The 20585-nt window shown below is 39.8% G+C and carries 19 protein-coding genes; 12 read left to right on the top strand and 7 right to left on the bottom strand.

Annotation, left to right across the window (positions count from 1 at the left end; all coding sequences use genetic code 11):
- Positions 1-2 precede the first annotated feature (2 nt).
- Entirely contained in the window at positions 3-1412 is a 1410-nt protein-coding gene (gene trhP, locus GFH30_RS08420; protein ID WP_153371807.1) for a prephenate-dependent tRNA uridine(34) hydroxylase TrhP, read from the bottom strand.
- Positions 1413-1833: 421 nt separating this feature from the next.
- Positions 1834-2613: a ferredoxin--NADP reductase gene (locus GFH30_RS08415; protein WP_153371806.1), complete on the bottom strand. Its 780-nt coding sequence runs from the start codon at positions 2611-2613 to the stop codon at positions 1834-1836.
- 101 nt (positions 2614-2714) lie between these two features.
- Between GFH30_RS08415 and tsaA the strand changes: the two genes are divergently transcribed.
- From tsaA to GFH30_RS08390, 5 genes are all read left to right on the top strand, one after another.
- On the top strand, positions 2715-3422 hold the full coding sequence (gene tsaA, locus GFH30_RS08410; protein ID WP_153373410.1) for a tRNA (N6-threonylcarbamoyladenosine(37)-N6)-methyltransferase TrmO: 708 nt from the start codon (positions 2715-2717) through the stop codon (positions 3420-3422).
- A gap of 120 nt (positions 3423-3542) precedes the next feature.
- Positions 3543-5300 (top strand): GspE/PulE family protein, encoded by a 1758-nt coding sequence (locus GFH30_RS08405; protein WP_153371805.1) that lies wholly within the window; start codon positions 3543-3545, stop codon positions 5298-5300.
- A gap of 81 nt (positions 5301-5381) precedes the next feature.
- Entirely contained in the window at positions 5382-5741 is a 360-nt protein-coding gene (locus GFH30_RS08400) for a NirD/YgiW/YdeI family stress tolerance protein (RefSeq protein ID WP_153371804.1), read from the top strand.
- A 114-nt stretch (positions 5742-5855) separates the two neighbouring features.
- A complete protein-coding gene (locus GFH30_RS08395) occupies positions 5856-6524 on the top strand; it encodes a response regulator transcription factor (protein WP_153371803.1) in 669 nt (222 codons plus the stop codon).
- Positions 6524-7846, top strand: coding sequence for a sensor histidine kinase (locus tag GFH30_RS08390; RefSeq protein WP_153373408.1), 1323 nt, complete (start codon positions 6524-6526; stop codon positions 7844-7846). Before GFH30_RS08395 ends, GFH30_RS08390 begins: the two co-directional genes overlap by 1 nt.
- 66 nt (positions 7847-7912) lie before the next feature.
- Here the strand turns inward: GFH30_RS08390 and hemP are convergent, their stop codons facing one another.
- Positions 7913-8083, bottom strand: coding sequence for a hemin uptake protein HemP (gene hemP, locus GFH30_RS08385; RefSeq protein WP_153371802.1), 171 nt, complete (start codon positions 8081-8083; stop codon positions 7913-7915).
- A 140-nt stretch (positions 8084-8223) separates the two neighbouring features.
- On the opposite strand from hemP, the gene GFH30_RS08380 reads away from it, so the two are divergent.
- Positions 8224-9141, top strand: coding sequence for an NUDIX domain-containing protein (locus GFH30_RS08380; protein ID WP_153371801.1), 918 nt, complete (start codon positions 8224-8226; stop codon positions 9139-9141).
- Positions 9142-9158: 17 nt separating this feature from the next.
- On the opposite strand, the gene GFH30_RS08375 is transcribed toward GFH30_RS08380, so the two are convergent.
- Together GFH30_RS08375 and mrcB are read right to left on the bottom strand one after the other, a co-directional pair.
- On the bottom strand, positions 9159-9350 hold the full coding sequence (locus GFH30_RS08375) for a hypothetical protein (RefSeq protein ID WP_153371800.1): 192 nt from the start codon (positions 9348-9350) through the stop codon (positions 9159-9161).
- 7 nt (positions 9351-9357) lie between these two features.
- On the bottom strand, positions 9358-11748 hold the full coding sequence (mrcB, locus tag GFH30_RS08370) for a penicillin-binding protein 1B (protein WP_153371799.1): 2391 nt from the start codon (positions 11746-11748) through the stop codon (positions 9358-9360).
- 230 nt (positions 11749-11978) lie between these two features.
- On the opposite strand from mrcB, the gene GFH30_RS08365 reads away from it, so the two are divergent.
- Both GFH30_RS08365 and GFH30_RS08360 read left to right on the top strand, forming a co-directional pair.
- Positions 11979-12881: an NAD(+) kinase gene (locus tag GFH30_RS08365; protein WP_227551482.1), complete on the top strand. Its 903-nt coding sequence runs from the start codon at positions 11979-11981 to the stop codon at positions 12879-12881.
- 3 nt (positions 12882-12884) lie between these two features.
- The gene (locus tag GFH30_RS08360; protein WP_153371797.1) at positions 12885-13151 is read left to right on the top strand and encodes a YeaC family protein; all 267 of its coding nucleotides are present in this window, start codon (positions 12885-12887) and stop codon (positions 13149-13151) included.
- Between the two features lie 59 nt (positions 13152-13210).
- Here the strand turns inward: GFH30_RS08360 and GFH30_RS08355 are convergent, their stop codons facing one another.
- Positions 13211-14212, bottom strand: coding sequence for a glycosyl transferase family protein (locus GFH30_RS08355; protein WP_153371796.1), 1002 nt, complete (start codon positions 14210-14212; stop codon positions 13211-13213).
- A gap of 414 nt (positions 14213-14626) precedes the next feature.
- Here GFH30_RS08355 and GFH30_RS08350 point away from each other — a divergent pair, with 414 nt between their 5' ends.
- Entirely contained in the window at positions 14627-15958 is a 1332-nt protein-coding gene (locus GFH30_RS08350) for a dicarboxylate/amino acid:cation symporter (RefSeq protein ID WP_153371795.1), read from the top strand.
- Positions 15959-16120: 162 nt separating this feature from the next.
- Entirely contained in the window at positions 16121-17263 is a 1143-nt protein-coding gene (locus tag GFH30_RS08345; protein WP_153371794.1) for an acyl-CoA dehydrogenase family protein, read from the top strand.
- 53 nt (positions 17264-17316) lie between these two features.
- Here GFH30_RS08345 and GFH30_RS08340 read toward each other — a convergent pair whose 3' ends face one another.
- Entirely contained in the window at positions 17317-17835 is a 519-nt protein-coding gene (locus GFH30_RS08340; RefSeq protein WP_153371793.1) for a DJ-1/PfpI family protein, read from the bottom strand.
- Between the two features lie 467 nt (positions 17836-18302).
- Between GFH30_RS08340 and pheA the strand changes: the two genes are divergently transcribed.
- Both pheA and hisC read left to right on the top strand, forming a co-directional pair.
- Positions 18303-19412 carry a prephenate dehydratase gene (pheA, locus tag GFH30_RS08335; RefSeq protein WP_153371792.1) on the top strand — a complete coding sequence of 370 codons (1110 nt, stop codon included), beginning with the start codon at positions 18303-18305 and terminating at the stop codon, positions 19410-19412.
- A gap of 66 nt (positions 19413-19478) precedes the next feature.
- The gene (hisC, locus tag GFH30_RS08330; protein WP_153371791.1) at positions 19479-20585 is read left to right on the top strand and encodes a histidinol-phosphate transaminase; all 1107 of its coding nucleotides are present in this window, start codon (positions 19479-19481) and stop codon (positions 20583-20585) included.

The raw sequence follows: 20585 nt of genomic DNA, 5'->3' as shown, positions 1-20585 counted from the left end.
GTTTAACTCGCTTGATAGGCCAATGCACTTGCTGTGATGTTTTGGGGCGATTTTGGCAAGTTACGAATGAGCAGGGCGTACTGCATATCGACATCGGCTGGAATTGGAATTTCTACAACATGACCTGAACCTTTGGCATCGAGTAAATGGTTGCCCTTTAAATCTTGCATCTGTGTCAATACAAATGTGATATTGCCGGAGGTTGTCATGAGCTCTAGGCTATCTCCTACGACAAAACGGTTTTTCACATCAATTTTGATGTAATTGCCATTGCGCTCTAATACTTCGCCACAGAACTGTTGATGTTCAAAACTCGATGAGCCATTTTCATAATTTTGATATTCACTATGCCCATGGCGGCGTAAAAAACCTTCGGTATAACCACGGTTTGCCAAGCCTTCAAGTTGTGTCATGAGTGCAGTATCAAAAGCTTTGCCTTCAAGAGCATCGTCAATAGCCTTACGATAGATTTGTGCAGTACGAGCACAATAAAAATAAGATTTGGTGCGACCTTCAATTTTAAGTGAATGTACGCCCATTTTTGTTAAGCGATCGACATGTTGAACCGCACGTAAATCTTTAGAGTTCATAAAATATGTGCCGTGTTCATCTTCTTCTGCAACGAATGGATCTTCATCATTACGCTGTAAGAGTACTGGCTCATCAAATTGATGTTGGGCTTGCATATGTTGTTCATCTACATCTTTTGAGCAGCACTCAGTTTCAATGTATTTGACAGGAATCACATCGCCATTTTGATCTTCCTGAGATGGATGCACTTTGTATTCCCAGCGGCAAGCATTGGTACATGCGCCTTGGTTGGCATCGCGTTTATTCATGTAGCCAGACAGCATGCAACGACCTGAATATGCCATACAGAGTGCACCATGAACAAACACTTCAAGTTCCATGTCAGGTACGTGTTGCTTAATTTCAGCAATTTCTTCAATTGAGAGCTCACGTGACAAAATCACACGTGTAAGCCCCATATTTTTCCAAAATTTGACCGTTGCCCAGTTAATCGCATTGGCTTGCACGGACAAATGGATATCCATATGCGGAAAATGCTCGCGCACCATCATAATCAGGCCTGGATCAGACATAATCAGAGCATCAGGCTGCATGGCAATAATGGGTTCTAAATCGCGAATGAAATTCTTCAGTTTTGAATTGTGCGGCTGAATATTGACAACGACATAAAATTTTTTACCCAAAGCATGCGCTTCAGAAATACCGATCGCTAAATTGTCATGATCAAATTCGTTGTTACGAACACGCAGGCTATAACGTGGCTGACCGGCATAGACCGCATCTGCACCATAGGCAAAAGCATAGCGCATATTTTTCAATGAACCAGCAGGTGAGAGGAGTTCAGTAACAGGCGTAATGCTCATGATTAAATCGAAAGACATATAAAATTTATGGTTTTATTTTAGAAGAATTTTTTTGATATTCAACCTAGTAAAATACTCAGGATTATCAAATATTTGTCTAATAATTTAGCAATTTAAAACCTGATTAAAATTGTTGGTTTTTTTAAACATGAAACTTGAATCTCAAGATAATTATATGATTTTCTTCTTTAAAGATCTGAAATTTAAATGAATATTAAAATAACGAATTGGAGATGTATGCTAAGTGATTAGGCCAAATATCCAAATCATAAATATTTTTTAATATCCAAAAAGAAAATAAATTTAAATTAAAAAGTGTGATCACATGTTGAAATAATAGACAGGAAAGCCAGTTTTTTTAGCTTTTAAGCATAAAAGAATTCAATAAAAAACCGAAGTCTAAGCCTCGGTTTTTTAATTTAAAAATTAATTCTAACGCTTATTTTTCAACGAATGCACGTTCAATCACGTAGTCGCCAAGTACACCCATTTTCGGAGATTCTTTAAGACCATGTTGATCAAGCAACGCTGCAACATCATCAAGGAAGGCAGGAGAACCACACAGCATTGCACGATCTGTTTCTGGGTTAAAACGTGGCAAACCAATTTTTTCAAATAATGCGCCAGTTTCAATGGCAGTAGTGACACGACCTTGGGTATGGAAATCTTCACGCGTTACCGTTGGATAATACACGAGTTTTTCTTTCGCACCCAATTCACCGAAGAATTCGTGGTTTGGAATTTCATTTTCAATTAAATCTTGATACGCCAATTCTGAAACGAAACGCGTACCGTGAACCACAATGATTTTTTCAAAACGTTCATAGGTTTCAGGATCGCGAATAACTGAAAGGAAAGGCGCAAGACCTGTACCTGATGAAAGTAGGTATAAATTTTTACCCGGGTTTAAATCATCAAGAACTAAAGTACCTGTTGGTTTACGAGACACTAAAATGTCATCGCCAACTTTTACTTTTTGTAAAATAGAGGTTAAAGGACCATCTGGAACTTTAATTGAGAAGAATTCTAGTTCTTCTTCATAGTTCGCGCTTGCGATTGAATACGCACGCATAAGAGGCTTACCGTTTACTTCTAAGCCGATCATCACAAACTGACCGTTTTTAAAACGTAGTGCGACATCACGAGTCGTTTTAAAAGAGAATAAAGTGTCATTCCAGTGGTGGACGTGAGTAATCTTTTCGACGTTAAACGCAGCCATTAAAGGTCTCATAAATTATCAAATTAGAACAGGTTGCTATTCTAATCTAAAATCATTCTCGATAAACTGAATATATTTAATTGAGCTTATCAAAAAAAGTGATTACGACTGAATTAACCATACCAATAATTGGTATAATGAAATCTCCCTATAAAGAAAAATTTGGCATTCCACGTCAGCCTAATTTGGTCAACGTCGAAAGCTATATTGAAATGCAGCCGCCATATAATGACTTATTAGCATTTGAAGGGATTGAAGCCTTTAGTCATTTATGGCTAGTTTGGCAGTTTCATGATAATAAAAATCAAGAAAAAACCCAGTTTCGCCCGCAAGTTCGACCACCACGTTTAGGGGGGAATCAAAAAATAGGTGTTTTTGCGACACGTAGTATGTATCGCCCAGCACCGATTGGTTTATCTGTTGTTCAGCTTAAAGCCGTTAAAAAAGTGGGTAAATCGGTGCGCGTTTATGTGACAGGGAGTGATTTACTTGATGGCACGCCCATTATCGATATTAAACCTTATATTCAATATTCAGATGCTGTTGTTGATGCGCAAAGTGGTTATGCGCAAGAAGAACCGAAACGAAAACAAGTGATTTGGTCAGAACAAGCAGTCATTCAAAAAGAGATGTTGCTGAAACAAGGTCAATTAAGCGTTCAAAATGTGAATGAGCTTAAACAAGTTTTATCTTTAGATCCACGTCCTGCGTATCAAAATGATGAGGAACGTGTGTATGGGATGAAATTTGCAGGTTTGGATGTGAGGTTTAAGGTTTCAGAAGATAACATTAAGATAATTAATCTATAATTTTTATCTCTATCAAAATACGAAGCATCACCTTTTTATCTTCTGTAAAGTACTTGGCTTAAAGCCAATTCCCTCGAAGTCGTTTTTTGCTATAGTAACCCTAGCTTTGGGGACACAATAATGAAATTCGACTTTGATATAGATACAACTTGGTGTCTAGAACAACTTCTAAAAGAAAATAAAATTACTGAACGTGAGCGAATGTTGGTACAAACCACACATCGTCAACGTGAACAGCTGAAATGGCATCCTTTACAATGGATTGCCCATTTTAATTTGGTCGATCAAAGTCATCCTCAATCAACTTTAACCTTAAATCGTCTCTGTCAGTGGTTATCTGAAAAAACAGGTTTGCCTTTTTATATTATCGATCCTCTTAAAGCAGATGTTCAGGCATTGACCAGTGTCATGTCGCAAGAGTATGCACTCAGAAACCGGATCTTAGCAGTTGAAGTCTTGGCAGATAAAATCCTGATCGCAACGGATCAGCCTTATCGCATTGAATGGATGTCAAATCTTCAACAAAATATTGCCCCTAAAAAAATAGAGCGTGTGCTTCTTAATCCTGAGCAGTTACAGCGCTACATGACTGAATACTATCAGGTCAGTCGTGCAGTCAGCGGTTCACAAAAGTCAGGGAGTTATGAGCGGGAAAATAAAGGGGTAGAAGCACTCTTACAATTGGGGGATTCACAAAACCCCGATGCCAATGATCAACATATTGTGAAACTTGTCGATTGGGTCCTGCAATTTGCCTTTGAACAAGGGGCGAGTGATATCCATATGGAACCGCGTAAGGATGCGGGTAAAATTCGTTTTCGTATTGATGGCGTATTGCATACGATCTATAACATGCCTGCGAATACCCTGACTGCGGTGATTTCACGGATTAAAATTTTAGGTCGCATGAATGTCGCGGAAAAACGTAAGCCGCAAGATGGTCGATTAAAAACCCGAACGCCGAAAGGACAAGAAACCGAGCTACGTTTATCGACATTGCCGACAGCTTTTGGTGAAAAATTAGTGATGCGTATTTTTGACCCTGAGGTTTTGGTCAGAAGCTTCCAACAACTCGGTTTTGAAGGGCATTTACTCAATGATTGGAACAATCTGACCAATCATAGTCATGGCATTATTTTAGTCACAGGACCAACAGGTTCAGGTAAAACCACCACGCTTTATTCAACGCTGAAGCAACTCGCGACGGATGAAGTGAATGTATGTACGATTGAAGATCCAATTGAAATGTTGGAGCCAAGCTTTAACCAAATGCAGGTCAATACCGGTATTGATTTAGGTTTTGCAGATGGCGTTAGAGCACTCATGCGACAAGATCCCGATATCATTATGGTCGGTGAGATTCGTGACCATGATACTGCCAATATGGCAATTCAGGCGGCATTAACTGGGCATTTGGTATTATCGACTTTACATACCAATGATGCGCCTTCGAGTCTGACCCGCCTACATGATTTAGGTGTACAGCCCTTTTTAACTGCAGCTACCATCTTAGGTGTCTTGGCGCAGCGTTTGGTCAGAACGCTTTGCCCACACTGTAAGCGTGAAGGCTTTATGCAAGAGCAAGAGTGGAAACATCTGACGTCAGATTTTCCGATTGATCGACCTGAGTTTGTCTTTGAACCTGTGGGCTGTGAAGAATGTCGTAATACGGGTTATAAAGGTCGTGTCGGCATTTATGAGTTTATGCCCCTAAGTTTGGACACAAAACATTTGATTGGTGCGGGTGCTGATTTGAATCAATTGCGCCAACAAGCCAAAAAAGAAGGGGTTGAACCCCTTCGGATTGCAGGTGCACGTAAAGTGATTGAAGGCGTGACCACACTTGCAGAAGTTCTAAGAGTTGTACCACTGAATTAAAATGAAGCCATCTTAAGATTCAATTCATCTTCAGCTGTTTTAATAGCTTCATCGAAACAAGACAGTTAAAAGGTAAGCACAATGAAAACAATGATGAAAGCGTTATTAGTAACAGCAACTTTGGCTTCTGCGGCAACTGTTGCAACTGCAAACCAAGCGGTAAATCAGGCAGCATTTGCAAAAGTCACCACGGTTAAACAAGCATTAACCATGAAAGATGATAGCAAAGTTGAATTAAAAGGCTATGTGGTTAAATCAGTAGGCGATGAAAAATATCAATTCCGTGATAACACCGGTTCAATCAATGTTGAAATTGATGATGAACTTTGGATGGGTAAACCCATTTCGGCAAAAACACCGGTAACGATTATTGGTGAAGTGGATATTGATTATAAACCAACAAAACGTGTTGAAATTGATGTGGATCAAGTTCGCTTCTAATCAATGTGGTTTGATCAATCACTGATACACTCAACCACATGCTTTACAAAAAGCATGTGGTTTTTTTGCGCTATTTATTTAGATGATCTAGATAGAGAGATAAGGAATATTGCGATGCGTATTTTGTTGGCTGAAGATGATGTTTCTCAGGCAGAAAGTATTCAATCTTGGTTGGAAATGGATGGCTATGTGATTGATTGGGTAGCACGTGGCGATCATGCCATTTTAGCCATCGAACAGCATGAATATGATTGTGTTTTACTTGATCGTGGTTTGCCAAAAGCATCGGGTGATGAGATTTTAGTGGCGTTAAGGTCACGGCAAAAAACCACACCAGTTATTTTTCTCACCGCACGGGATCAGCTGCAAGATCGAATTCAAGGTTTGGATTTAGGCGCGAATGATTATCTGGTTAAACCATTTAATTTAGAAGAGCTATCCGCCCGTATTCGTGCACAACTGCGATCGCATCAACAGACCGCGACGGACGTGTTGGTTTGGCAAAATTTACAGTTAGATGTACAAGCCAAAAGCCTCAAGCAAGATGATCAAGCCGTTAATTTAACGGCTAAAGAATTTCAAATTTTACATAAACTCATGCAAAAGCCTGAACATATTGTCACGCGTGAACAACTGGAAGCATCTTTATACGCATGGGGCGATGAAATCGAGAGTAATGCGATTGAAGTTTTTATTTACCAATTGCGTAAAAAGATTGGTGCTGAAATGATCAAAACCGTGCGTGGACTAGGTTATCGTATGGCGAAGGTTACACCTGAATGATTCTAAAAACGATTTCTTTGCAAAATAAGCTGATTAAGAATGCTTTATTAAGTTCTATTCTTGCTGGTTTATTAGGTTGGTGTTGCCTAATTGGCGTTACTATTTACCAAAGCATGAATTTACATGATGAATTTATGCAAGAAATCTCTGAATTTCTGTTGGGGGATGTCAACCAAGTCAAAGGCAATCAAATTGATGATTTAAGTGAAGAATTCGACATTGAATATGCACTTTATTTGAATGATCAACTTCTAACAACATCACAAAGTCAGCACTATATTCATCCCCAAGATGTCGCGAAGTCAGGTTATTCTTTTGACTATGACCACGGTCGGATTATACGGATTTACACGGCTGAAAATGAGCAACTTCATGTCAAAGTGGTACAGCCACTGCATGTTCGTTTTGAAGAAGTCTGGCAAAGTATCCTCAGTTTTAGCTTGGTATTATTGTTACTGTGGCTGATTCAGCTTGTCATTTTATATATTTTGGTTAAACGTCAGTTAAAACCTTTAAGAGATATTTCACAGGCAATTTCATCAAAATCTGCACTTGATTTAACGCCCATTGATCACCCACAACCGCCTATTCAAGAGTTACAACCAATCGTCGATCAGTTAAATCTAATGTTAAAACGGGTAGAGCAATCAATTTTATCTGAGCAGCGCTTTACCGCAGATGCATCACATGAGTTGAGGTCGCCACTTTCAGCGATTCAACTGCGTTTGCAATTATTAAAGCGGAAATATCAGCAAAATGAAGCTTTAAGTTCAGATTTAACCGTGATTCAAGCCGATGTTAGACGTGGCACAGCGATTCTTGAAAACCTATTATTCTTGGCGCGTTTAGATCCAACCGATTCCATTCAAACAGAAATGCTTAATATCGATGATTTAATTCAAAAGACGTTATCACCCTATGAAAGTGCACTCTTAGAGAAAAATATCCAAGTCCAGTTATATTCTCAACATATAGAGATTCAAGCACATCAAGATTTTATACTGATTTGTTTGCGTAATTTGCTTGAAAATGCACTGAAATATACCCCAGAAGATGGTGAGATTCGGATTGAATCAGGGTTTGATCATCCTCATTGTTTTATACAAATTGAAAATTCAGGAGAAGGTCTGCCTGCTGATGTCGTTGCTCGGCTAGGAGAGCGTTTTTATCGTGTCTTAGGTACGGACACACAGGGTTCAGGGTTAGGGCTATCGATTGTTAAAAAAATTATGGACTTGCATCAGGCCGATTTACTGATTGAATCCTCTCCTTTAGGGGGACTTAAAGTACGTCTTGAATTTAAACGGTCGATCCTGAAATAAAAAAAGCAGTATGCGCTGATTCATACTGCTACTTACCACGTTTATTTTTTTAGTTTTTTTTGATTTTTATTTAGTCAAAATTAAACGATTATTACGCGTTAAGCGTAAGCGATATTCCTCACCTGCGTGCATAATTCGAATTTCTCGTCCGAGTGCAAATAAGTTATTTGAATGCAACATTGGAAATGCATGATGCGGCTCTGTACTACGGGTAAATAAGTTAAAAGGTGCGTTCATTCCATCGACTCCGTGGTGTGCTTTAGGATTGGTTTAAATGATAATCATTATCGAATAGATCTGTCAATGACTGATTTTTAGAATGTATAAAATAACGGATTGCGTTTACAATTTAGCAAAATTTCTCAAATGATCAGTTTATGTCTAAGCCCAATATTCATGTTGCGATTGCAATCTTAAACTTTAAAACGCAGATTCTTGTTGGATGGCGCGAAGCAAAGCAGCATCAAGGTAATAAACATGAGTTTCCGGGCGGTAAGGTTGAAGCGGGTGAAACACCAAAGCAAGCATGTCGACGTGAAGTCTTTGAAGAAGTTGGGATTGATATAATAGATTGGCATCCATTTGATTTTATTCGACATGAATATGAGGATGTGATTGTTCATCTGCATTTATTTTTCGCGCATGTACCGATAAATCAATTAGATCAAATTCGACAACCGTGGACATGGTATACACGCCCACAACTTTTGGATCTGAAATTTCCTAAAGCCAATATAGCTATGATTCAGCGTTTGTATTGGAAAAAAGACATTAAAATTTCAGCGGAATTATCAGACTTATTCACTTTAAAAGATCAACAATTGATGTATTGGGGTGTTGATGCAGATTCAAATCAAGTTCAACTGCTACAGAATATTGATCAACAGCATTTAGATCAGTTGATCATCAATGATTCTTTATTTCAGGCTTTGGATCTAGCGTTGCAAGGCAAAATTAAATCAGTGCATCTAGAACCGCATCAACTGATGTCAAAACAAAAAGGCGAGTTAATCGTAGGCAAACGTTATCTTGCTACCTGTTATAATTTTGAATCTGTGCAACATGCGGTGGATATCGGTTGTGATGCCGTATTGCTTTGTACTATATCCGATACGACAACATATTCTGAAAGATCAAAATTGGAATGGGCGCAATTTAAATCCATTGCTTCACGAGTGGATATTCCCGTCTTTGCTCTCGGGGATATGAATGAAAATAATCTTGCCATCGTCCAAGAATATGGCGCTTATGGCATTGCAAGAATAGGTGATGTCTCAATAATGCCATCAGAGTAGATCAGTCACCATACTCTTTATTCAGGTATCGTGACCTGTTGACGCTTAATCTCAGGATAGTCATACGGTGTAATGACAATGCCATCAGGTGTTGGAATGCCTGCTGGTGTTTTCACGGGTAATACTTCTGCCACAGGCACAGAAGGCGTCGGACTTTGACAGCCCGTACATGCCAATACAATTACACCAAAGCAAAATAAATGTTTCATATGGCAATTACTCAGAATAACTTCCACTCGATAAAATTCGAGTTTCACCAGAAGAACTATTGTCGTAAGAACTGTCACTTTCTTGGATATATCCACTTGAACTGTTGTCATTGAATGGATCTTTCGGTTCTTCAGAATCAACAGTATGTTTTTGGGGTGCATGTTCGGTAATCCCACAAGCTGTCGCTTGATTAGGCATTGCATGGCGCGTCAGTGGAATATACATCGCGCCTTCACAACCTTGCGCTGAAAGATGTCCTGTACTACGGTCAATCCATTGCCATAGCACATCATTCGGTTGAGTGAGGGCAACAGGCTTTTGACGTAAGTTTTTCATTACGTTGATCCACACGGGAAGCGCACCTGAAGAGCCTGTTAAACCGGTGACTTTATTGTCATCTAAGCCTAACCAAACCACAGTCAAATAATTGCCCGAATAGCCCGCAAACCATGAGTCACGAGTATCATTGGTCGTACCCGATTTTCCTGCTAAGCCTAAACTTCTTGGGAATGTATTATAAGCAGCTTGACCTGTACCTGAGGTCATGACTTGCTGTAAGCCATTATTTAAAATATAAGCAGAAGAAGGGTTAATCGTAGATTGCAAACTTAAGCTATAACGATCAAGTGAGCGTCCATTTGAATCGACCACTGATCGAATGGCTGTAGTCGGATGCTTAACACCCCCTGAGGCGAAGTTACCGTAAATACTCATCACTTCCATCGGTGACATATTAACGGCACCCAAATAAATCGATGGGTAGGATGGAATATCCGAAGTCACGCCGAATTTTTTCAATTGATTTATAAAAGTAGACAAACCAAATTCTTGTGCTAAGCGCACTGTTGCCAAATTATAAGACTGTGCAAGCGCTTGAGACATCGGCACAACGCCATGTTCACGACCACTATAATTCTTCGGTGTCCACGTTTTACCATCACTTTGAATACTGACTTCTGAATCAGGAATTGGACTCGCAAGCGTATAACGATTAGATTCAATGGCACTTAAATAAATAATGGGTTTGAGCAAAGAGCCGACTTGACGCTTAGCATCAATGGCACGGTTAAATCCAGTAAAGTCTTGTGTTGAACCTAAGGCTGCGACCAATTCACCATTTTCAGGATTGGTGACCAACACCGCACCTTGCAAATCTTTTAAACGTTTTGGATTGGCTTTGGTTAAACCATCCACTGTGGATTTAAAGCTGCTTTGAATACGAGTTTGTGCCAAAGGATCAAGCGTTGTAAAAATACGTAGACCCTGATTGGTCATATCTTCTTCTTGATATTCGGTGCGTAACTGACGACGGACAATGTCTAAAAAGTCAGGGAAGCGGGCAGGACCCAATGTTGGTTTTGTAATGACATTGAGAGGACGTGCTGTTTCGGTCTCATACTGTGCTTGGCTTAAGAAACCCATCACAAGCATATTATGTAATACGACATCACGGCGTTTTTTTGCCCCTTCAGGATTACGCCACGGATTATATAGTGTTGGTCCTTGGACTAGACCGACCAAATAGGCTTGCTGTGCAATATTAAGTTCAGGTAGCGGTAAACCAAAATAAAACTGTGATGCTAAACCGTAACCATTAATCGAATAGTTACCATTTTGACCTAAATTTACTTCATTTAAATAGGCTTCTAGAATTTCGTCTTTGCCATAATGCAGCTCAATGAGTAATGCCATAAAGGCTTCATTGGCTTTACGTTTAATGGTGCGTTCAGGCGATAAATAGAAGTTTTTCACCAATTGTTGGGTGAGCGTTGAACCACCTTGACGTTTTCCACCTGTGACATTACTCACGATGGCACGTGCAATCCCGCGTGGTGATACCCCATGATGATGATAGAAGTTACGATCTTCCGTCGCAATTAATGCTTCAATTAACGGTTTAGGCACTTTATTGAGTTTAATCAGAACACGGTCTTCATTATGCTGCGGATAAATCCCGCCAATCAGCATCGGTTCTAAGCGGGCAATACCTGAGGTTGACGGTTTTGTAGCACTGAGTTCTGTAATTTGATCCGCGCCAAAGTTAACTTTAAGGATCTGTTCAGGCTCTACACGGTCACCAAAATCAAAACCACGAGTATGCACATACATCGTGCTGCCTGAGGTGACGTAGCTGCCCGATTTGGTATAACTGTCTGATGCGTTATAACCTAAGAGTTTGAGTTCTTCTTGGAAATCTGTTTGGCTCACAGGTGCATTGATATAAAGATCCATCGGGCGTGCAAAGACTTTTGCAGGAATATCCCAACGTTGACCTTCAAATTTTTCACGTACAATATTGTCTAATCTAATCAGGTAGATACTAAAAGCAACGAATGCTGATATTACTAAGACTGAGAAAATTAAAGCAATAAAACCTAAGCCACGTTCAGATTTCATAAATAATGATAAAAACCTTTTAAATTGTGCTAATCATGCGAAGCTTTTTGCTTTTTTGCAATATTTAAACGTTTAAATGCGCTAAAAAGTCAGAAATACAGCGCTAAAAAAGGACTTAATCCATTGCAAAAAAGAGACAGCCAATCACCATGAAGTCAGTGTTATGCATTGCCAAGTAACCTAGGCTTAATGCTATTATAAGCTTGAATCGTAGTGGAGCGACGAGACTGGTGATATTTTCACATAAGACATTTCGAAATATTGGTTTAATAGGACGACCCGAGAAATCCTCTGTAGTTGAAACCTTGTGTCTTATTCACGATCATCTGTTAAGTATAGGTTTGCATCCTGTATTTGATGCCGATACAGCACAATTGGTGCCTTATCAAAACACACAAACAGTAAGCCGTGCCTTACTCGGTGAAGTGGTGGATTTGGTGATTGTGGTCGGCGGTGATGGCTCTTTATTACATGCCGCACGTGCCTTGGTGAAATATAATATTCCCGTGATTGGGGTCAACCGAGGTCGTTTAGGTTTTCTAACGGACATTAAACCCACAGAAGTCATCTTTAAGCTCGATCAGGTGTTAAAAGGTGAGTTCCAACTTGAACGCCGTTTTTTACTTGAAATGGAAATCCGTTCAAAAGGTGAAACGATCTACGATGCGATTGCACTTAATGATGTGGTTCTGCATTCTGGTCGTTCGGTACATATGATTGATTTTGAGCTGAACATTGATGGTCAATATGTATATCGTCAACACAGTGACGGCTTAATCATTTCAACGCCGACGGGTTCAACTGCTTATGCATTGTCTGGTGGTGGTCCTATCTTGCATCCAAGTATGGATGCGATTGCTTTAGTGCCGATGCATCCGCATACCTTGTCATCACGACCGATTGTGGTGGGGGGGCAAAGCGAAATTAAACTCATGATTCGTGAAAATCGCGTGCTACCGATGGTCAGCGCGGATGGACAAAACAGCGTTGCTTTGAATGTGGGTGACAGTATTCATATTCGTAAGCATCCATTTAAATTGCATTTATTGCATCCGCCAGGGTATGACTTCTATATGGCATGTCGTACCAAACTCGGTTGGAACCAAGATTTTGACTATTTTAATCAGGATTAAATGATGAATATTGAACAAATGCTTGCGGTGCTCAATCCTGAGATTGTAGATCGCTTACGTACTGCCATTGAAATTGGTAAATGGCCAAATGGCGTGGTCTTAACTGAAGAGCAACGTCATACCTGTATGCAAGCCGTGTATGCATGGGAAATTAAACATTTACCTGAAACTGAGCGTAGTGGTTTTATTGACCGCGGTACGAAAGAAGAAGACGAACATTGTGACTCTCATGTAGAAGAACCAGAATTTAAACCCATTCGTTTCGTTTAAATTGTATATGCGTAAAAAAGGATCCTGTCGGATCCTTTTTTATGTTTCAAATACTGAGTTTATGCCAAATGACGCTTATTCCACATCTCACGCGCATTACTCATCGCTACTTCAAAATTTTCTGCCTTGCCCATGGTATACAAGGCAATCCCCATCGTTTCGATGACAGCCGTTTCGCCATAGTCATGATGTTGTTGCCCATCCCATACCGCTTTAAAGACACTTAAATTCAATTCTTCTTCAATGGGACTGCGGTTCTCGGTCAATTTAGGCAGTTCATGTTCATACAGTTCACCCTCATGAATCCCGCAAATTAAAGTTTTCGCATCAGGATTACGTTCAAACTCACCGCCTTCACCTTTAATCACTGCACTATTTTGATAGCCTAACTTAAATGCAGCTTGTTGATGCGAACCACGATAAGCCGGATGGAAAATTGCCTGTAAGGTGGCTTTGGCATTAAACGGATTGATTAAACGCGCAAGAGTGTGAATAGGCGAGCGTAGACCCATGACATTCCGCAGCGCAATCAAATCTGCCAAAATTGGTGAAATGACATCTAAGGGAATATAAGCGAAATGATGCTGCTCAAGCTGATGTTCCACATCTTGATCATTCCGTGCGATTGAATAGCCTAAGTATTCGATCACTTGCTCAGTGTACACACGATTCAAGGTATGACCCGATGCACCATGCATCACAATGCGATGACCATTTTTCGCTAAAGTCAGTGCCGCTAAAATAAACCAAGGATAATGCTTACGTTTACCCGCATAAGAAGGCCAATCTAAATCGACATCTATTGTTTTGAAGTTGAGTTGATCACGCGTGGCTTGTACAAAACCCGCAATTTCATCAACAGATTCTTCTTTGACCCGTAATAACATTAGGAATGCCCCGAGTTGTACCTCAAGCACTTCATCCTTCAAAATCATACTGAATGCTTGATAGGCTTCATCGAAACTGAGTGAGCGCGCACCATTTTTACCTTTACCGACAATACGGACAAATTGGGCAAAAGGATGTTCAGCATCTTTATAAATATTTCGTTTGGTGGTCATTTTAAAGCATCAATGGGTTCTTTAAGTATGGATATATTTTACGTTGATAATGGTATTTCGTAGGATTATTATTTTCATGCCAAAATCGGCTTTTATTAGACTATAGTCTAATACATCTTGGGTATTTATTAGTCAAAATTAACATTTAGGGTGAAACACAGCCTAAAAAAACAGGTAAAATTTCTGCTAAGTTTTGTATTTGCTTCATCTCCTGATCATTGTGTGAACTTTTCTAAGTCAGCACAATTGTGATTTTTAATCACAAATACACAATAGATTTTTTTAGTATCAGATTTCTCTCGATACATAGGCGCTCTTTTGTCTGCGACAAGTGAGCTTTAAGCTGTTTATTTTTTAAATAGACAAAAACTGAATATTACTTCTTTTGTTAGAAGTATATCGTGAAGTAATGTCATGGCTAAAAAACCAATTTATAAGTCGCTTTATTTTCAAGTGATTGTTGCCATTATTGCCGGTATCCTCGTGGGTCACTTCTCACCAAGCGGTACGCAAATCATCAATGGTGCTGAACAATATGTTCCGGGTTTAGGTGAACAACTTAAACCTTTAGGTGATGGTTTTATTCGTTTAATTAAAATGATCATCGCACCTGTGATTTTCTGTACTGTCGTGAGTGGTATTGCGGGTATGGAAAGCATGAAATCTGTCGGTAAGACAGGTGGTATCGCTTTACTGTATTTCGAAATTGTATCTACCATTGCTTTGATGATTGGTCTACTCGTGATCAATATTGCAAAGCCTGGTGTAGGCATGAACGTCGATGCAGCAACGCTTGATGCAGGCAGTATTTCAAAATACGTTGAATCTGGTGCATCACAATCGACGCTTGATTTCTTTATGAATATCATTCCGAATACGGTTGTCGGTGCATTTGCTGAAGGTGAAATTCTTCAGGTCTTGTTATTTGCAATTCTATTCGGCTTTGCGCTTCATCAATTGGGTGAAAAAGGCAAACCAGTTTTAAAATTCGTTGAACAAATTTCACATGTGTTCTTTAACATTGTGAATATGATCATGAAACTGGCTCCACTTGGTGCATTTGGTGCCATGGCATTCACGATTGGTAAATATGGTATTAGTTCACTTGCTCAATTGGGTCAATTGATCATCTGCTTCTATATCACTTGTTTACTGTTCATTTTCATCATATTGGGCTCAATCGCACGTATTGCCGGCTTCAGTATTTTCAAAATGATTCGTTTAATTCGTGAAGAATTATTGATTGTACTCGGTACATCATCTTCAGAATCAGTATTGCCGCGTATGCTCAAGAAACTTGAGATTGCGGGTGCAGAGAAATCAGTAGTCGGTCTTGTTATTCCGACAGGTTATTCATTTAACTTGGATGGTACGTCAATTTACTTGACCATGGCTGCAATCTTTATTGCACAAGCGACCAATACGCAGCTTGATATTTCTCATCAGATCACATTGTTGCTCGTACTTTTGATTTCATCTAAAGGCGCTGCGGGTGTAACAGGTTCAGGCTTTATTGTAATGGCAGCGACATTGTCGGCTGTTGGACATATTCCTGTTGCGGGTCTTGCATTGATTCTTGGTATTGACCGTTTCATGTCTGAAGCACGTGCTTTGACCAATTTAATTGGTAACTCATTGGCAACTTTGGTTGTCGCAAAATGGGTCGGTCAATTAGATACACAAAAATTGGATTATGCATTATCAAATCCAGATGAAATTGACCGCTTAATGGAAGAAAAAGTTTAATTTTCGATTTAAGTCACTCAATTTTAATCAAAGGAAGCTTCGGCTTCCTTTTTTATTGACTTCAGGGTTAGCAAAAAAATCAATTTGAGTACATGACAGTTCAAGCAAAACTCGTTAGCCTGTGAATAGGACATAACAACAAACAGGTCAAGGACATAATACATGCTTGCATATGATGCTGATTTAGAATTATTCAAAGATAACTTTAAGCGTTTCCTCGCTGAACAGGTTGCTCCGCATTATGAACAGTGGGAACGCGAAGGCATGGTGCCACGTTCACTATGGTCGGCACTGGGTGAAAATGGCTTCTTATGTGTGGATGTCCCTGAAGAATATGGTGGTTATGGCGTACCGACTCATTATTCATTAATGTTAGTAGAAGAATCGGCTCGTGCAGGTTATAGCGCAATTTCTACTGGTTTATCGTGTCATTCGGATATTGCTGCACCGTATATTTTGCATATTGGTTCTGAAGCGCAAAAACAATATTGGCTACCGAAAATGGTCAGCGGTGAAGTGGTTGGTGCGATTGGGATGACTGAGCCGGGCGCTGGGTCTGACTTACAAGCCATGCGTACTAGTGCCATTTTGCAAGACGATCATTATGTTTTAAATGGTTCAAAAACCTTTATTTCCAATGGTCAGCATGCAGACTTAGTGGTTCTGGCGGTGAAAACAGATCCACAAGCACGTGCCAAAGGTGTGTCCTTAATGTTGGTGGACACACAGCTTGAAGGCTTTAAGAAAGGCACCAATCTCGACAAAATTGGATTGCATTCACAAGATACCTCTGAGCTATTCTTTGATAATGTCAAAGTGCCTAAGGATCAGCTTTTAGGTCAAGCAGGACAAGGTTTTGCTTACCTCATGCAAGAGTTACCACGTGAACGTACTGCCATTGCTGCAACTGCACTCGGTGCAATTCGTGGTTCAATTGATGTCACTACGGCTTATGTAAAAGAGCGTCAGGCTTTTGGTCAAGCCATTGGTCATTTCCAAAATACCCGTTTTGTTTTAGCACAAGCGAAGATTGATGAACTCGCGACTGCGGCATTCTATAACCAAAATCTTGAGCTTTATATGCAAGGTAAATTGGATGTGGAAACGGCAGCAGCTTTAAAAAGTTTCTCAACAGATATGCAAATGAAGGTTGCTGATCAATTATTACAACTGTTTGGTGGTTATGGCTATATGACAGAATATCCAATATCACGTTTCTTTGTCGATGCGCGTATTCAGCGTATTTATGGCGGTACCAATGAAATTATGAAAGAAATTGTCGCGCGTAGTCTATTAGGTCGCTAAAGGTTTTATCATAAAAGAGAGTCTGTTTCAGGCTCTTTTTTTACGGCTGTGAATTAGCTACGTAAGGCTTGCAAGCATTCATGAATAAACACTTTCAAATCGGCAGGTGCACGCGAAGAGATAATTTGATTATTATCATTCACTAATTCAGCATCATAATATTTAGCGCCCATATCTGTCAGCTGTTGGTGATGTGCTCGAATACTGGTAATCATACGATTATTCAAGACATCTGCTGCACCCAACAATAATGACGCATCATCAAGGCTAAAAATGGTTTTATTGGCTTGATTAAAAGCTTGGATGAATTTCAAGGTGGTACTGTCTTGGGAAAAATGAAGAGGAGATTCACCACCCGGAATGAGTAAAGCATCAAAGTCGTCAATGCTGACCTGTCCAATATTACGGTCAATTGTCACGGCAGAACGATATTTAGCACCATGTACCACTTTGCCCGCAGTATATTCAATATTGCAGATACTATGCCGTGCTGCACGGAAAGCTTCTACAGGCTCAGAATATTCATGATCTTGATAATTAGAGGTAACCAATACAGCAATACGTTTAGGCATAACCATGACTCACTTAGCGTTTAAAGCTAAGCTAACGTTTTGAATTTTTTGAGTTGTGTATAGATTGTTAACTTATACATATCGCATGTATTTTCTCTACCTTAAAAAATGCCTAGTGGCTGTTTAAGAACGTGAAAAGTATGACATTAGCGATTTATTGAATAAATAAGATAGATTAATTTTTATACTATTATTCTTATGCTTAAAACCTTTATCAAGATTAAGAAATAATGATAAATCATCTAAGCTAAAATCAGTTAAGATGAAGTACTTGCGATACAATTTGATAATGTATCGGGGTAGAAATACCACAGGAAAATGTTACAACACATTGCGTCATGGGTTGAGATGTAAAAAATCATGACACTATTTTACAGATAGAGTCGACCAATGCCGTATTGCGTAACATTTGCCAACTCACTATTGTTATACTGAAACAGACAAGATTTATGAAGGGCGACATAACAATGATCACCGACGATCAAAACACTAAGACTTCTCTAGATTTGGCTAAAATTCGTGAAGATATCGATTCTGTTGATCAGCAAATTCAACAACTCATTAATCGACGTGCACGTTTAGCTGAAGCTGTCGCAAAAGCGAAATTTGCTGCCGAAGAGAATCCACTGTTTTACCGTCCTGAGCGTGAGGCACAAGTTTTACGCAATGTTATGCAACGCAATGAAGGACCCATTTCAGACACCACTATGGCGCGTTTATTCCGCGAAATTATGTCTGCATGTTTGGCATTAGAGGCACCGCAAAGTATTGCATTTTTAGGTCCTGTGGGCACATATACCCATTCTGCGGTTCTTAAACAGTTTGGTCACGATGCGGTTGTACGTCCTTTACCAACAATTGATGAAGTCTTCCGTGAAGTTGAAGCGGGTAGTGCACATTATGGCTTAGTGCCTGTTGAAAATTCCTCTGAAGGCGTGGTGAATCATACTTTAGATTGTTTTAAATCGTCACACTTAAATGTGATTGGTGAAGTCGAATTACCGATTCATCATCAATTCCTTGTATCTGACAACACCCGTAAAGACAGTATTAAACAAATTTATGCCCATCAACAAACCTTGGCGCAATGTCGAAAATGGTTAGATGCACATTATCCAGGTGTAGAACGTGTCGCATTAAGCTCAAATGCAGAAGCAGCACGCCGTATTGTCAACGAATGGCATTCGGCTGCGATTGCCTCAGAAATTGCAGCAAGCATTTATGATCTTGAGATCATGCACAGCAACATCGAAGATAATCCTGAAAACACCACACGTTTCTTGGTGATTGGTCGTGAGAAAGTGCCACAAAGTGGTAATGATAAAACGTCGTTATTAATTTCGGCACATGACCGTGCGGGTGCATTGTTAGAAATTTTGGCACCGTTCGCCAAACATAATATTAGTTTGACCAGTATTGAAACACGTCCGGCACTTCCTGAAAAATGGGCTTATGTCTTTTTTATTGATTTAGAAGGTCATGTTGAACAAGATCGCGTCAAAGCGGCCATTGAAGAGATTCGCCCACTCGTAAAAGAAATTCGCGTATTGGGTTCATATCCTGCGGCTGTGCTTTAAGTCAGCCATTCGTGATCGGTACGAGGGTGCCGATCACTGTTTTACACGTTAAATCGGAACTATAAAATGTCGTTTGTGCCAGCCAATGAAGGTATTTCTAACTTAAAGCCTTACCAACCGGGTAAACCGATGAGTGAACTTGAACGTGAGCTCGGTATTACCGATATTGTGAAGCTTGCTTCCAATGAAAATCCATTAGGTTGTTCAGATCAAGTGAAAGCTGCAGTTGCAGCAGAAATTTCTGAGATTGGTCGTTATCCCGATGGTGGTGGCTTTATTTTAAAAGATCAAATTAAAACCCAATTTGGTTTTAATCATGATCAAATCACATTAGGGAATGGCTCAAACGATTTACTTGAAATGTTTGCCCGTGCATTTGTATCTTCGAATGACTCTGTGGTGTATAGCCAACATGCGTTTGCGGTATATGCATTGGTGACTCAAGCCATTGATGCTCAAGCGATTGAAGTGCCTGCAAAAGGTTTTTCACATGACCTAGATGCAATGGTAGAAGCAGTACAAGACAATACCAAGCTTATTTTTATTGCTAACCCGAACAATCCAACTGGTACATGGTTTGAAGAAGCTGAATTTGAAGTCTTCATGCAAAAAGTGCCAGCGAATGTCATCGTGGTACTTGATGAAGCTTATGTGGAATATTTCCCTGAAAACTTCAATAGCTTGAAATTCTTAAGCCAATATCCAAACTTGATTGTGAGCCGTACGCTGTCTAAATGTTATGGTTTGGCGGCACTACGTGTTGGTTTCGCCTTGGCTTCGGTTGAAGTCACTGATTTTTTAAATCGTATTCGTCAGCCATTTAACGTTAATCATTTAGCGATGGTTGCTGCTGTTGCCGCGCTCAAAGATGAAGCATTTATCGAAAAGTCGCGTGAAGTGAATAAAGCGGGTATGGCACAACTTGAAGCAGGCTTTAAAGCTTTAGGTTTGAATTATGTGCCGTCACGTGCCAACTTCATCTTGGTAGATGTTCAAGCCGATCCTGCGCAAACGTTCAATGCCTTACTCAAAGAAGGGGTTATTGTGCGTCCTGTCGGTATTGCCAACCATCTACGTGTATCCATTGGTACTGAAGCTGAAAATGCAAAATTCTTAACGGCACTCGGCAAAGTCTTAAATTTAGCAACACAAGCTGTAGAGGCAGAAGCTTAA

This window comes from Acinetobacter wanghuae, from assembly GCF_009557235.1.
Classification (GTDB): domain Bacteria; phylum Pseudomonadota; class Gammaproteobacteria; order Pseudomonadales; family Moraxellaceae; genus Acinetobacter; species Acinetobacter wanghuae.
The sequence above is the reverse complement of the archived record's forward strand: the minus strand, read 5'-3'. Positions and strand labels throughout refer to the sequence as shown.